Here is a 13,093-nt window from a genome sequence, read left to right on the forward strand (position 1 = left end):
GGACTTAGACTTGAGGCAAAAGCGGGATGACGTTTCCTGGAAAGCGTCATCCCGTGATTATTGTCGAGCCATGCTCCCGACGGCGTGAGCCGTCCGAATATGCGCCCGTTATTTCTGCGGCAGATTGGTCCGGATGTGAAGCTCGCGCAACTGCTTCGGCGTGGCTTCCGAGGGCGCGCCCATCAGGAGGTCCATGGCCTGCTGGTTCATCGGGAACAGCGAGATCTCACGCAGGTTCGTGGTGCCGCACAACAGCATCACGATACGGTCGAGCCCGGCCGCCATGCCGCCATGCGGCGGTGCACCGTACTGGAACGCACGGTACATGCCGCCGAAGCGGTCGATGACTTCCTGCTCGCCGTAGCCTGCGATCTCAAACGCCTTCACCATCGCTTCCGGCTTATGGTTGCGGATGCCGCCGGAGGCGATCTCGTAGCCGTTGCAGGTGATGTCGTACTGGAACGCCCTGATCGTCAGCGGATCCTGCGTCTTGAGCGCCTCGAGGCCGCCTTGCGGCATCGAGAACGGGTTGTGCGAGAAGTCGACCTTCTTGTTCTCCTCGTCATACTCGTACATCGGGAAGTCGACGATCCAGGCGAGCTCGAACCGGTCCTTGTCGATCTGGTTCAACTCCTCGCCAAGCTTGGTGCGCGCGAGCCCTGCGAACTTCCAGAATTTATCGGGATCGCCGGCAACGAAGAACGCCGCATCGCCTTCCTTGAGGCCGAGCTGATCGCGGATTGCCGCGGTGCGTTCGGGACCGATGTTGTTGGCCAAGGGGCCAGCGCCCTCGCCGCCCTCGCGCCACATGATGTAGCCGAGGCCGGGCTGGCCCTCGCCCTGCGCCCACGAGTTCATGCGGTCGCAGAACGCGCGGCTACCGCCGCCCGTGCCCGGGATCGCCCAGACCTGGTTCTTCGGGTCTTCCAGCATCCGCGCGAACACCTTGAAGCCGGAGCCGCGGAAGTGCTCGGAGACGTCCTGCATCACGATCTTGTTGCGCAGGTCGGGCTTGTCGGAGCCGTATTTGCGCACCGCTTCGGCGAACGGGATGCGCGGCCAGTTCTTGGTCACCGGCTTGCCCTTGGCAAAATCCTCGAACACGCCGGTTATCACCGGCTCCATTGCCGCAAACACGTCGTCCTGGGTCACAAAACTCATCTCGACGTCGAGCTGGTAGAACTCGCCCGGCAGGCGGTCGGCGCGCGGGTCCTCGTCGCGGAAACAGGGCGCGATCTGGAAGTAGCGGTCGAAGCCCGACATCATCAGGAGCTGCTTGTACTGCTGCGGCGCCTGCGGCAGCGCGTAGAACTTGCCGGGGTGGATGCGCGACGGCACCAGGAAGTCGCGCGCGCCTTCCGGCGAGGACGCCGTCAGGATCGGGGTCTGGAATTCGAAAAACCCTTGCTCCTTCATGCGCTTGCGCATGGAGTCGACGATCGCGCCGCGGGTCATGATGTTCTGGTGCAGTTTCTCGCGACGCAGGTCGAGGAAACGGTACTTAAGCCTTATGTCTTCAGGATATTCCTGCTCGCCGAACACCGGCAGCGGCAGCTCGGCCGCAGGTCCCAGCACCTCGATCTCCCGAACATAGACCTCGACCTGTCCGGTCGGCAGTTCCGGATTGACGGTGCCATCGGGCCGGCGGCGCACCTTGCCATCGATCCGCACCACCCACTCCGAGCGGAACTTCTCGACTTCCTTGAAGGCCGGTGAATCCGGGTCAGCGACAACCTGGGTGATGCCGTAATGGTCGCGCAGGTCAATGAACAGCACGCCGCCATGGTCGCGGACCCGGTGCACCCAGCCTGAGAGCCGGACCGTCTGGTCGATATCGCTCTCTCGGAGCGCGCCGCATGTATGTGACCGGTAGCGATGCATTGGTCGTCCCAAAACTGATGTCGGAGGAGAATCGCGATAGGCCCAAATGGCCTATCCGAAGTCGCGGAGGGTTTACCCGACGAGGCCCGGTGCGGCAACCAAGGGAACGCCCGGTTTTGGCCCGAAACCGCAGATTTTCAGGCCACCCGCCGCGAACCGTTTGCCTATTCGCCCCACCGGCCTATCTTTTGGACATGACCGTCCATTTCCCCTTCCAGAACACATATTCGGCGCTTCCGGCGAACTTTTTCGCTCGCGTCGCCCCGACCCCGGTCGCCAGCCCCCGGCTGATCAAGCTGAACCGGCCGCTCGCGGTCCAGCTCGGCCTCGATCCGGATCTGCTGTCGACGCCGGAAGGGGCCGAAATCCTCGCCGGCAAGCGCGTCCCCGAGGGGGCCGACCCGATCGCGATGGCCTATGCCGGGCACCAGTTCGGACATTTTGTCCCCCAGCTTGGTGACGGCCGCGCCATCCTGCTTGGCGAGGTCATCGACCGGGACGGCGTCCGCCGCGACATCCAGCTCAAGGGCAGTGGCCCGACCCCATTCTCCCGCCGCGGCGACGGCCGCGCTGCGCTCGGGCCGGTCCTGCGCGAGTACATCGTCAGCGAGGCGATGTTCGCCCTGGGGATCCCGACCACGCGCTCGCTCGCCGCCGTCGTGACTGGCGAGCCCGTGATGCGCGAGATTGCGCTCCCCGGCGCGGTGCTGACCCGCGTCGCCGCCAGCCATGTCCGCGTCGGCACTTTCCAGTTCTTCGCCGCGCGCGGCGACACCGACGGCGTGCGCGCACTCGCCGACCATGTCATCGCCAGGCACTATCCCGATGTGAAGGACGCCGAGCGCCCCTATCACGCCCTGCTCGAAGGCGTCGTGGCGCGGCAGGCGGCGCTGGTGGCGCGCTGGCTCCTGGTCGGCTTCATCCACGGCGTGATGAACACCGACAACACCTCGATCTCGGGCGAGACCATCGATTACGGCCCCTGCGCTTTCCTCGACGCCTACAACCCGGCGCAGGTGTTCTCCTCGATCGACGAGATGGGCCGCTACGCCTATGCCAACCAGCCGCGCATCGCGCTGTGGAATCTGACGCGGCTCGCCGAGTGCCTGTTGAAACTGTTCTCCGACGACCAGGAGAAGGCGATCGAACAGGCCCAGGCGATCCTCGGCGAATTCCCTGAAAAGTTCACCGCGGCCTATCAGGCCGGGCTGCGCAGCAAGATCGGCCTCTTCACCGCGCAAGATGGCGACGAGGCACTGATCCAGGACCTGCTCGAAGCGATGGCGAAGAACGAGGCCGATTTCACCCTGACCTTCCGGGCGCTGGGCGACGCCGCTGCCGACGAGGCCGCCGACGTCCGCGCCCAGTTCACCGACCCCGCCGCCTTCGACGAATGGGCCGGCCGCTGGCGCGCGCGCCTCGCGCTGGAGCCGCAGACCCCAGCGGAGCGGAAAGCCGCGATGCACGCCGTCAACCCCGCCTTCATCCCGCGCAACCACCGCGTCGAGGCTGTCATCGCGGCCGCCACCAACAACGACGACTACGCGCCGTTCGAGGAGTTGCTGACGGTGCTGGCAAAGCCGTACGAAGACCAACCGCAGTTCGCGGCCTACGCCGATCCGCCGCTGCCCGAGCAGCGCGTGACGCAGACGTTCTGCGGGACGTAGCTTTATCCGCATCGCAATGACGGGGGAAAAGCCGGAGCATTGCGGAGGGGGAAGCCTGTCCCGCTCCGTGAGCGTTAACTCACCCTCCACCATGCCTGGAGCGCCGGCGCGGTAACCATAGGGCTTAACAACCCGTCAATCCCTCCCAAACAAGTCTAACGGTTTCTTTGGGGGAGTATGACCCGTGGACGCGTTTGCTTTTGAATTCATGGGACTGATGATGATTGCACTGTGCCTCGTCGTGCTGGCGCTGCCCGGCTGCCGCCGACCGTCGAAGGGCGTGCGCTACGAGTGAGCCGATCATCTCGGCTTCGTGGGGCGGATTAGCGCGAGCGTAATCCACCACACCAAGTGGACCACACACGATGGACGGCGGATTACGCCTTCGGCGAATCCGCCCTACGCACCGGCGCTTTCGCGATCGATGACCTGCCGCCGACGCGTGTCGCGCGCTGGCTCATCCCCGCCAGTCGAGCACGCCTGCCCTGTCGCGCCGGAGGCGCACGCGCTGACCGACAGGTGATAGGTTCGCGACGTCCCTCAAGGGGATGCCGAGTCGGCGTGCTGCGCCGTTGTCGATCCCCCTCACCTGTGTCCCTGTTGATCCCCTGATATGACCGAGACTGCCGCGTCGCTGATCCATCCCGGCTGGTTTGCCGCGATTGCCATCCTGCTGTGGGCGACGAGCCTGCTGCCCGAATATCTTACCGCGCTGTTGTTCTTTGCCGCGGTCGCGGTCTTCCGCGCGGCGCCGCCGGAGGTGCTGTTCTCCGGCTTCCAGTCCGACGCCTTCTGGCTGGTGCTCGGCGGCTTCGTGATCGGGACCGCGATCCGCAAGGTCGGGCTCGCCGACCGGATCGCAGGCCTGCTCGCCGGCAGGCTTTCGGGATCCTGGTTCACGATGGTCGCCGGGGTCGTCGTGCTGACCTACGCGCTCGCTTTCGTGATGCCGTCGAACATGGGACGCATCGCGCTGTTGATGCCGATCATCCTGGCGCTCGCCGATCGCGCCGGCCTCACCGAGGGATCGCCGGGCCGCAGCGCGCTGGCGCTCGCGGTCGGCTTCGGCACCTATGAACTATCAGCCTCGATCCTGCCGGCGAATGTCCCGAACCTCGTAATGACCGGCGCGGCCGAGCGCGCCTATGGCGCCCATTTCGACTACATGTCCTACCTGCTGCTGCATGCGCCGGTGCTCGGCATCCTCAAGGGTGCCCTCCTCGTCGGCTGCCTGGCGTGGATGTTTCCGGCGTCGCCGCTGCCGATCGAGCGCCAGAACGGGTCGCCGCGCCTGACCGCCGCGGAATGGCGGCTGTCGATCATCCTGCTGGTGACGCTCGCGCTGTGGATGACGGATTCCTGGCACGGCATCCGTCCGGCGTGGGTCGGACTGGTGTCGGCCTGTCTCTGCCTGCTACCGCGGATCGGGTTTCTCGCCGGCGAGGAATTCGCCGCCGGCGTCAATGTCCGCACCTGCATCTACCTCGCAGGCATCCTCGGGCTGGCCGCTGTCGTCGCCTGGTCCGGGCTCGGCAGCGCCATCGGCGACAAACTCATTCCGGCGCTGCCGCTCGATCCGGCGCGCCCCGCGGCGGACTTCGCCTCCCTGATCGGGCTCGCCAGCCTGCTGAATTTCGTCGTCACCGCCAACGGCGTGCCGGCGGTCTTCACCCCGCTCGCCGCCTCGCTCGCCGAGCATACCGAATTGAGCCTGCCGTCCGTGCTGATGTCGCAGGTCTTCGCCTATGCAACGCCGCTGTTGCCCTATCAAGCCGCGCCGATCGTCGTCGCCGCCGGCATGGCCAAGGTCCCGACCAGCGCCGCGGTCAAGGTTTGCCTTGTCGTCGGCGTGGTCTCCTTCGTCGTGCTCGGCCCGCTCTACTTCCTCTGGTTCAGGGCGCTCGGCTGGATCGGCTGACCACGCGGTCGATGTGACAGCGCGGCGGCCGGTCTCATTCTATCAGTTTCGCCGGCATGCGCACGGCGCAGGCTGACGCCGCTACAGGTCGCGCTTAGCCAAACGGCCCCGCTGGGTGACCGTTTCGGACCTTCACAAAATCCAACTCAAGGGCAAGACTTCGCACTGGAGCATATTGCCCAAACAGCAGGTCGGCAGAATAGGCAATGCACCACGATCAGAGTAACGGGACCGGCGAAATTAGGGAGCGCAGGCAAAGCGAAAGCGAGGACGCAGCCGTCAGTGATCGATAGTGCCCTAAAGCCAATCAAGCCAACTCCGGGAGGTTCTACCATGAACGGTGCACAGGCTCTCTTCAAGGCTCTTACGGATGCCGGTGTCACGACCTGCTTCGCAAATCCGGGTACTTCCGAGATGCAGTTGGTCTACGAGATCGGCCTTGCGGCCAATGTTCGCCCGATCCTGTGTTTGCAAGAGGATGTCGTGACCGGAGCGGCAGATGGATACGCGCGCATGAAGGGGTCGCCCGCCGTCACGCTTCTCCATGTCGGCAGCGGGTTCGCCAACGGGATTGCCATGCTGCACAACGCCGGCCGAGCCAATACACCCGTCATCAACATCGTCGGCGCCAACGCGTCCTATCACCAGCCCAATTACCCGGAACACGAACTGATCAATGGCCGCGTGATCGATCTCGCGCATGTCGTATCCCACTGGGCTCGTGAAGCACGAAGCGCCTCCGAGCTTGGAGAATTGGGCGTAGAAGCGACGGTGCTCGCCAAGGCGGGGAAAATCTGCACGATCGTGGCACCCACCAATTTCCATTGGGAGGAAGCAGCACCGCCCCCCATCCCGCCTACCGCTTTGCATCGGCCGATGGCATCGCCGGACGCGATCACCCATGCGGAAAATATGCTCGCGAACGGCAAGAAGACGGGACTGGTTCTGGGTAATCTCGCCCTTCGTGGAGACCTGCTGGAAATCGCCGGCCGCATTGCCGCAAAGACGAATGCGAAGCTCCTTTCAGAAACCTTTCCCTCTTTCTCGCTTGCGCGTGGCGAGGGGCGTCCAATCGTCGAGATAATCCCCTATTTCCTCGAAACCGGATTGGAGTTTCTGAAGGACTTCGAGCAATTGATCTTCGTTGGCGCCCTCCCCCCGGTTGTGACATTCGCCTACAGGAACAAACCGACCCTGAAGAGTGAGCCGCGATGCGCTCTCTTCACGATGGCATCGGCTGATCAGGACTTGCTAGCCGCCTTGGAATCTCTCGCGAAGGCGACGGGCTCGGCCACGACCGAGACCATGCGTCAAGCCCGTCAGGCGGCCACAACTCCTCCGACCGGAGAATTAACGGCAGAGGCAATCGGTCAAACGCTTTGTGCGCTGATGCCGGACAACTCGATCCTGGTCGACGAAGCCGCCACCAACGGTCCGCAAATATTCGCTGCGACCAAAGGTGCGCGCGCCCATGACTATCTTAGCCCGGTCAGCGGCGGCGCCATCGGCGGTGGATTCCCGATGGCGCTCGGAGCAGCGATTGCCTGCCCCGATCGCAAGATCGTTCTTGTTCAGGCCGACGGTAGCGGCATGTACACCGTACAAGCCTTGTGGTCGATGGCGCGAGAGAAAGCCGACATTGTCGCGATCGTGTTGAGGAACGACGCCTACGCGGTGCTTGGCCTAGAGATGGCCCGCGTCCGCGAGGGTGACCTGAACCCCAAGATGGAATCGATGTTCGATCTCGCGAACCCGGCGCTCGATTGGGTGAACATTGCGTCGGGCCTCGGAGTTTCGGCGTCGCACGCGCAAACGGCCGAAGAATTCTACCGGAATTTTGCCTCCGCGCTCGAAGTGAAGGGACCGACGTTAATCGAATGTCAGGTCGCGATTCCAAAAGCGTTGGCCGTGTTCGCTGAATTCATCAACAAGACCCGATGAGTGGACGAACAGGGTGAGAGCGGGCAAGCTGTCTAGATTCTGATTTTCAGAAAACCTCTTGACATGCGCCCCAAATCACGCCTATCGATCCGCCGTCTGATCCACTTGAGGGGCGCTTCGCGATCGTCACGAGTGTTGGGTCGAGATGCGGTGGACGCTGAGCGTGTGACTGACGAGCACACGCAATGCGGACGGCGAAGTCGTGTGGTCCTGACGCCCCAGTGGCAGGTGTCTCCTCGCAAGACGCGAAGCGTCCTTGCGAAGACGGTGACAAACAAGCCCGGTCTCGCCGGGGAGAGCACGAAGCAAGCCGTAAAACCATCGCGCGGGGAAAGCCGGAGTCTCCGGTTTCACCTGTGGTCCTACCCCTGTGCTTTTTATTGCACAGGGCCCATGGGTGCAATCGGCACCCGGCTTTCCCTGCGCCCTCTGTTCTTCAGAGAGCGTAAAACGAGATACAAACCTCGGGCGCACTGCGCTGCGAGAACGAGAATACATGCCCACAAGCGATGCCACAAACGCAGTGTCGTCCCGGCGAAGGCCGGGACCCATAGCCACGACTGCAGATTGTTTTGCAGCGCTGGTACGACGAATCCCGTTCACAACGCCCGCAGCGGAGTATGGGTCCCGGCCCCCGTGTGCAATTGCGCACTAGGCCGGGACGACACCTTGATTATGGCCAGAGGCGCGACTCTCCAGCTGCGCAGGGCCGAAAGTCCGTTGAATCGCTCTCGATCCGACCCAAAATCCCCTCTCCCCACCCCGTCCAACGCCAAAATCCCAGCAAGACCCTTGACATAGCTGCCCTTTCGGCAGAACGCGTGTGGTCAAGCGTCTAGGACTGTTCATGGATCTGATTACCACCACCTCCGAACTTGCGGCCGCCTGCTCCCGCCTCGCCACGCACAAGGTCATCACTGTCGATACCGAGTTCTTGCGGGAGACGACCTACTATCCGCTGCTCTGCGTCGTGCAGATGGCAAGCGCCGACGAAGCCGTCGTGATCGATGCGCTGGCGCCGGGCATCGATCTCAAGCCGTTCTTCGAGCTGATGTCGAACGAAGCGGTCCTGAAAGTGTTTCACGCCGCGCGCCAGGACATCGAGATCGTCTGGCATCTCTCCAACACCATTCCGCACCCGATCTTCGACACCCAGGTCGCCGCCATGGTGCTCGGCTATGGCGACAGCATCGCCTACGACCAGCTCGTCGACCGCGTCACCGGCCACCGCCCCGACAAGACCCACCGCTTCACCGACTGGTCGCGCCGGCCGCTGAGCCAGGAGCAGCTTCACTACGCCGTGTCCGACGTCACCCATCTACGCGACGTCTTCTCAGCCCTCGACGCCGATTTGAAGAAGCGCGGCCGCAGCGACTGGGTCAGCGAGGAGATGGAGATCCTGACCTCGCCGAAGACCTACGACTTCCATCCCGAGCGTGCCTGGGAGCGGCTCAAGACCCGCGTGCGCAAGCCGCGCGAGCTGGCGGTCCTGATCGAGGTCGCGGCCTGGCGCGAGCAGGAAGCGCAGAGCCGCGATGTGCCGCGCTCGCGCGTGCTGAAGGACGACGCGGTCGGCGATATCGCGACTCATGCACCGACTTCGCTCGAGAAGCTCGCCAATCTGCGCTCGCTGCCGAAGGGCTTTGACCGCTCCAAATGGGGCAGTGACATCATCGCCGCCGTGCAGCGCGGGCTGGCGCGCGATCACGCGACGCTGCCGAAGCTCGAGAAGCCGCGCAACAATTCCAATGGTGCGGCCACTGTCGAGTTGTTGAAGGTGCTGCTGCGGATGACCTCGGAGCGGCATGCGGTGGCGAGCAAGGTGATCGCGACCGTCGACGACCTCGAGCAGATCGCCGCCGACGATCAGGCCGATGTCGGGGCGCTCCACGGCTGGCGGCGCGAATTGTTCGGCGAAGCCGCGCTGAAGCTGAAGCACGGCCAGCTCGCGCTCGCGATCGACAAGGGCCGCGTCGTGCGGGTCGATCGGGGCTAGCGTGTATCGGATCGGCGCGGCGCTTCACCTCGCCCCGCTACCACTTCACCTCGAATCCAACCGTCCCCTGATGCGACTGCATCGCGGCGCGGAACTTGGCGTCGTAATTCAAATAGAGGCGCGCGGTGGATGTCAGGCTGAGCGATGCCGCCACGCCGGCGTCGGCGCCGTACTGGCTCTCGCCGATGCCCTGCAGCGTGATGCTCTGTGTGCCGAGCGTGACGGTGGTATTGCTGAAGTTCTGCACGAGATTGTCGACGAACTTTCCATAGGCCGACAGGTCGAGGATCTTCTGGCCGAAGATCCAGTAGTGACCGACCTCCGCGCCGATCAACAGGCGCATCCGGTCGACGGACGATGCGGTGACCGCCAGCGGATCGAGGCCGCCGATCTCCTGGAACGCGCCGGTCCGGGCGTGGACATATTCGAGCGCGCCCTTGGGCACGATGCGGCTCTGGTCCTTGTCGAGATAGTAGCTGAGCTCGCTGATCGCACCGTCGAGCCGCGCATTGTAGCGCGCCGTGGCGAAGCCGAGGCCGGTGTCGCGGCTCGAGTTGATGCGGCCGAAGCCATGCACCAGCGCCACCGCCCAGGTCCACGGCCCCTTGTCGAGCGAGGCGTTGAAACCGAACTGGGTGAGGTCGAGACCCGCCGATTGCAGCGCGAGCGGCACGTCGATGTCGGTGTGGCTCTGGTCGACCGAGAAGCCGATATTGACGCCGGGCGCGATGCGCGCGCCGATCCCGGCCACCCCACCCAAGGTCCTCCTGCTGTCGCCGACGTAATCGCCGACCGCGCCGTTCTTGGTTGCGATGCCATAGCCCTCAAACCAGGTGCGGAAGCGCGGCGCCTCGACACTCTCGGAGGCGCCGCCGCCGCCCGGATTGTTGCGCGACATCCGGTTGAAGCCGTTGGTCGCCTGGTTGTTGAGCCGCTCCAGGAAGTTGCTGCCGAGATTGGTGACGGTGGAGCCGGCCGAGATGTCGGCGTTGATCTTGGTCGGGGTCGGGCTCGGTGTTGGCGAGGGTGTCGGGGTGGGCGTGGGCGTCGGCGTCGCCGTCGGAGTGGGTGTCGGCGTCGGGGTTTGCGCATCGGCCGGCGCGACCACCGCCAGGGCGAACGGAACGGCGAGCGCAATCACCCGCACCAGCGTGCTGATGGCATCGACCAGTCCTGCTCCCGAAAGGCGCGGTGAGCCGCACATGCGTTCAATTCCCAATGCGAATCCCAAGGCGAAGCGCGGGGCGCGAGGAATGCGCAAATCCGGTTCAACTGAAGCCGATTTGCCCCCACTTCGCGCAAACCGTCAATGTCCCGCGCCCCCGGCCGATGGCCGAACGAGGCGGCTTGTTGTCCCCCTGCCACAGGTTGCGGTCGCATCGCGACGATTCGCCAAGCCATGCCGGAGGCTTGCTAACCCACAATTTTCGTGTTGCAATCCCTTCACAATCGGATCGCGGCCGTTCGAACGACAAGACTTCGGACTTGAAGACTCGGAAATTGAACAGACACCGGGAAGCCGGTTTGTGGCGTGGCACGCGGAAACCGCGGCCGCGTCTTTTTTGTATCTAGACTGGGAGAGAGGCGATGCCGAAGGGTACCGTCAAGTGGTTCAACCCGACCAAAGGCTACGGGTTCATCAAGCCGGCCGTCGGAGACAAGGACGTGTTCGTTCACATCTCGGCGGTGGAGCGCGCTGGGCTCAGCACGCTCAACGAAAATCAGACTGTCGAGTACGAACTGGTGGAGAACCGCGGCAAGGCGTCTGCGGAAAATCTCAAGGTTGGCTGAGCGTCAGCGCAGGCGACCGTGACGTCTCCCCCGGCCGCATCACCCCGGGGGATTTTTCCATGCGCGCGCTATTTCAGCGTCGGCGCGACCAGCGTGCCGCCGGACACCGCACGTCCCAGCGCCTTGCAGAGATCGCCTTCCAGCTTCAGCCGCCCGCTCGCCAGGAGCCGCAGCGCCTCCGGATAGATGCGATGCTCGATCGTGATGACGCGCGCGGCGAGCGTGTCGGGCGTATCGTCGTCGGCCACGGTGACCGCGCCCTGCATCACGATCGGGCCGGCGTCGGTTTCCGGGATCACGAAATGCACGGTGGCGCCGGACAGCTTCACGCCGGCGCGCAAGGCCTGGCCGTGCGGATCGAGGCCGGGGAACGACGGCAGCAGCGAGGGGTGGATGTTGAGCATCCTGCCGTACCAGCGCTGCACGAACTCGGCGGTGAACAGCCGCATGAAGCCGCCGAGGCAAATCAGCTCGGCTCCCTTCTCGTCGAGCACCCGCTGCAGCACCGCCTCGAATGCGGCGCGATCCTTGCCGAACGGCTTGCTCTCGATGACCACGGTCGGAATGCCGCTCGCGGCCGCCTTCTCGAGCCCGCCGGCATCGGCGCGGTTGGAGATCACGGCGACGATCTCGGCGGGGAAGTCCGGCGCCTTGGCGGCATCGATCAGCGCGGCCATGTTGGAGCCGCGGCCGGAGATCAGGATGGCGACGCGGCGCTTCATCGCGAGAGGTCGAGATGGCCGCTATAAACCACGCGATGCTCGCCCTTGGCCTCGATCACCTCGCCGAGCAACGCCACCGTCTCGCCGCCGGCGGTGAACGCCGCGGTAACCTGATCGACCGCATCGGGCCTCACGATCGCGATCATGCCGATGCCGCAGTTGAAGGTGCGCAACAGCTCGAGCTCGGCGATACCGCCCTGCTCGGCCAGCCATTTGAACACCGGCAGCACCGGCAGCCGGGCGAGATCGATGCCGACGCCGAGATGCTCTGGCAGCACGCGCGGGATGTTGTCGGTGAAGCCGCCGCCGGTGATATGGGCGAGCCCCTTGACCGCGCCGGTCTCGCGGATCGCACGCAGGCAGGATTTCACATAGAGCCGCGTCGGCGTCAGCAGCGCCGCGCCGAGCGTCATGACCGGCGCGAACGGCGCCGGCGCATCGTAGGGAATTCCGGACATCTCGACGATCTTGCGCACCAGCGAATAGCCGTTGGAGTGCACGCCCGACGACGCCAGGCCGATCACGGCGTCGCCCGCGGCGATATCGGCGCTCGGCAGCAGCGTGCCGCGCTCGGCGGCGCCGACCGCAAAGCCGCCGAGGTCGTAGTCGCCGTCCTTGTAGAGCCCGGGCATCTCGGCGGTCTCGCCGCCGATCAGGGCGCAGCCGGAGTCCCGGCAGCCTTCGGCGATGCCGGCGACGATCGCTGCCGCGGCCTCCGGATCGAGCCTGCCGCAGGCGAAATAGTCGAGGAAGAACAGCGGTTCCGCGCCCTGCACGACGAGGTCGTTGACCGACATTGCCACCAGGTCGATGCCGATGCCGCCGTGAATTCCGGTCTCGATCGCGATCTTGAGCTTGGTACCTACGCCGTCGGTCGCCGCCACCAGCACGGGATCCTTGAAGCCGGCCGCCTTGAGGTCGAACAGCCCGCCAAAACCGCCGATCTCGGCGTCGGCGCCGGGCCGCGCGGTGGCCCGTACCATCGGCTTGATCAGATCGACCAGACGATTGCCGGCATCGATATCGACGCCCGAATCCGCGTAAGTGAGCCCGTTTTTGCGCTCGGTCATGCCCAATTCCAGATGATCAGGGGCTGGTTACGAGGAATTCCGCCCCCGCGCAATGGCTCGCGGCCGGCTGGCCGCTATATATGTAGATAACATCCGGCCGCGTGCTG

9 protein-coding genes are annotated in these 13,093 nt (G+C 64.7%); 5 read left to right on the top strand and 4 right to left on the bottom strand.

Annotated features, from left to right (window positions below; translation table 11 throughout):
- Positions 1-108: 108 nt before the first annotated feature.
- Positions 109-1,881 carry an aspartate--tRNA ligase gene (aspS, locus tag ACFFWD_RS02250; RefSeq protein WP_376961000.1) on the bottom strand — a complete coding sequence of 591 codons (1,773 nt, stop codon included), beginning with the start codon at positions 1,879-1,881 and terminating at the stop codon, positions 109-111.
- A 194-nt stretch (positions 1,882-2,075) separates the two neighbouring features.
- On the opposite strand from aspS, the gene ACFFWD_RS02255 reads away from it, so the two are divergent.
- From ACFFWD_RS02255 to rnd, 4 genes are all read left to right on the top strand, one after another.
- On the top strand, positions 2,076-3,548 hold the full coding sequence (locus tag ACFFWD_RS02255; protein WP_376961002.1) for a protein adenylyltransferase SelO: 1,473 nt from the start codon (positions 2,076-2,078) through the stop codon (positions 3,546-3,548).
- Positions 3,549-4,161: 613 nt separating this feature from the next.
- On the top strand, positions 4,162-5,466 hold the full coding sequence (locus ACFFWD_RS02260; RefSeq protein WP_376961004.1) for an SLC13 family permease: 1,305 nt from the start codon (positions 4,162-4,164) through the stop codon (positions 5,464-5,466).
- A 333-nt stretch (positions 5,467-5,799) separates the two neighbouring features.
- A complete protein-coding gene (locus tag ACFFWD_RS02265; RefSeq protein WP_376961006.1) occupies positions 5,800-7,407 on the top strand; it encodes an acetolactate synthase large subunit in 1,608 nt (535 codons plus the stop codon).
- Positions 7,408-8,254: 847 nt separating this feature from the next.
- Entirely contained in the window at positions 8,255-9,403 is a 1,149-nt protein-coding gene (gene rnd / locus ACFFWD_RS02270) for a ribonuclease D (RefSeq protein WP_376961007.1), read from the top strand.
- A gap of 37 nt (positions 9,404-9,440) precedes the next feature.
- On the opposite strand, the gene ACFFWD_RS02275 is transcribed toward rnd, so the two are convergent.
- Positions 9,441-10,607 carry an autotransporter outer membrane beta-barrel domain-containing protein gene (locus ACFFWD_RS02275; RefSeq protein ID WP_376961009.1) on the bottom strand — a complete coding sequence of 389 codons (1,167 nt, stop codon included), beginning with the start codon at positions 10,605-10,607 and terminating at the stop codon, positions 9,441-9,443.
- Positions 10,608-10,990: 383 nt separating this feature from the next.
- On the opposite strand from ACFFWD_RS02275, the gene ACFFWD_RS02280 reads away from it, so the two are divergent.
- Positions 10,991-11,194 (top strand): cold-shock protein, encoded by a 204-nt coding sequence (locus ACFFWD_RS02280; RefSeq protein WP_376961011.1) that lies wholly within the window; start codon positions 10,991-10,993, stop codon positions 11,192-11,194.
- A 68-nt stretch (positions 11,195-11,262) separates the two neighbouring features.
- Here ACFFWD_RS02280 and purN read toward each other — a convergent pair whose 3' ends face one another.
- Both purN and purM read right to left on the bottom strand, forming a co-directional pair.
- Positions 11,263-11,916: a phosphoribosylglycinamide formyltransferase gene (gene purN / locus ACFFWD_RS02285; protein WP_376961013.1), complete on the bottom strand. Its 654-nt coding sequence runs from the start codon at positions 11,914-11,916 to the stop codon at positions 11,263-11,265.
- Positions 11,913-12,986 (bottom strand): phosphoribosylformylglycinamidine cyclo-ligase, encoded by a 1,074-nt coding sequence (purM, locus tag ACFFWD_RS02290; protein ID WP_376961015.1) that lies wholly within the window; start codon positions 12,984-12,986, stop codon positions 11,913-11,915. Before purM ends, purN begins: the two co-directional genes overlap by 4 nt.
- Positions 12,987-13,093 lie beyond the last annotated feature (107 nt).

The organism is Bradyrhizobium erythrophlei (assembly GCF_042430365.1).
Lineage (GTDB): Bacteria > Pseudomonadota > Alphaproteobacteria > Rhizobiales > Xanthobacteraceae > Bradyrhizobium > Bradyrhizobium erythrophlei.

Coding starts and splice junctions, on each gene's coding strand:
- aspS (WP_376961000.1), bottom strand. CDS start 1,881: ATGCATCGCTACCGGTCACATACATGCGGCGCGCTCCGAGAGAGCGAT.
- ACFFWD_RS02255 (WP_376961002.1), top strand. CDS start 2,076: ATGACCGTCCATTTCCCCTTCCAGAACACATATTCGGCGCTTCCGGCG.
- ACFFWD_RS02260 (WP_376961004.1), top strand. CDS start 4,162: ATGACCGAGACTGCCGCGTCGCTGATCCATCCCGGCTGGTTTGCCGCG.
- ACFFWD_RS02265 (WP_376961006.1), top strand. CDS start 5,800: ATGAACGGTGCACAGGCTCTCTTCAAGGCTCTTACGGATGCCGGTGTC.
- rnd (WP_376961007.1), top strand. CDS start 8,255: ATGGATCTGATTACCACCACCTCCGAACTTGCGGCCGCCTGCTCCCGC.
- ACFFWD_RS02275 (WP_376961009.1), bottom strand. CDS start 10,607: ATGTGCGGCTCACCGCGCCTTTCGGGAGCAGGACTGGTCGATGCCATC.
- ACFFWD_RS02280 (WP_376961011.1), top strand. CDS start 10,991: ATGCCGAAGGGTACCGTCAAGTGGTTCAACCCGACCAAAGGCTACGGG.
- purN (WP_376961013.1), bottom strand. CDS start 11,916: ATGAAGCGCCGCGTCGCCATCCTGATCTCCGGCCGCGGCTCCAACATG.
- purM (WP_376961015.1), bottom strand. CDS start 12,986: ATGACCGAGCGCAAAAACGGGCTCACTTACGCGGATTCGGGCGTCGAT.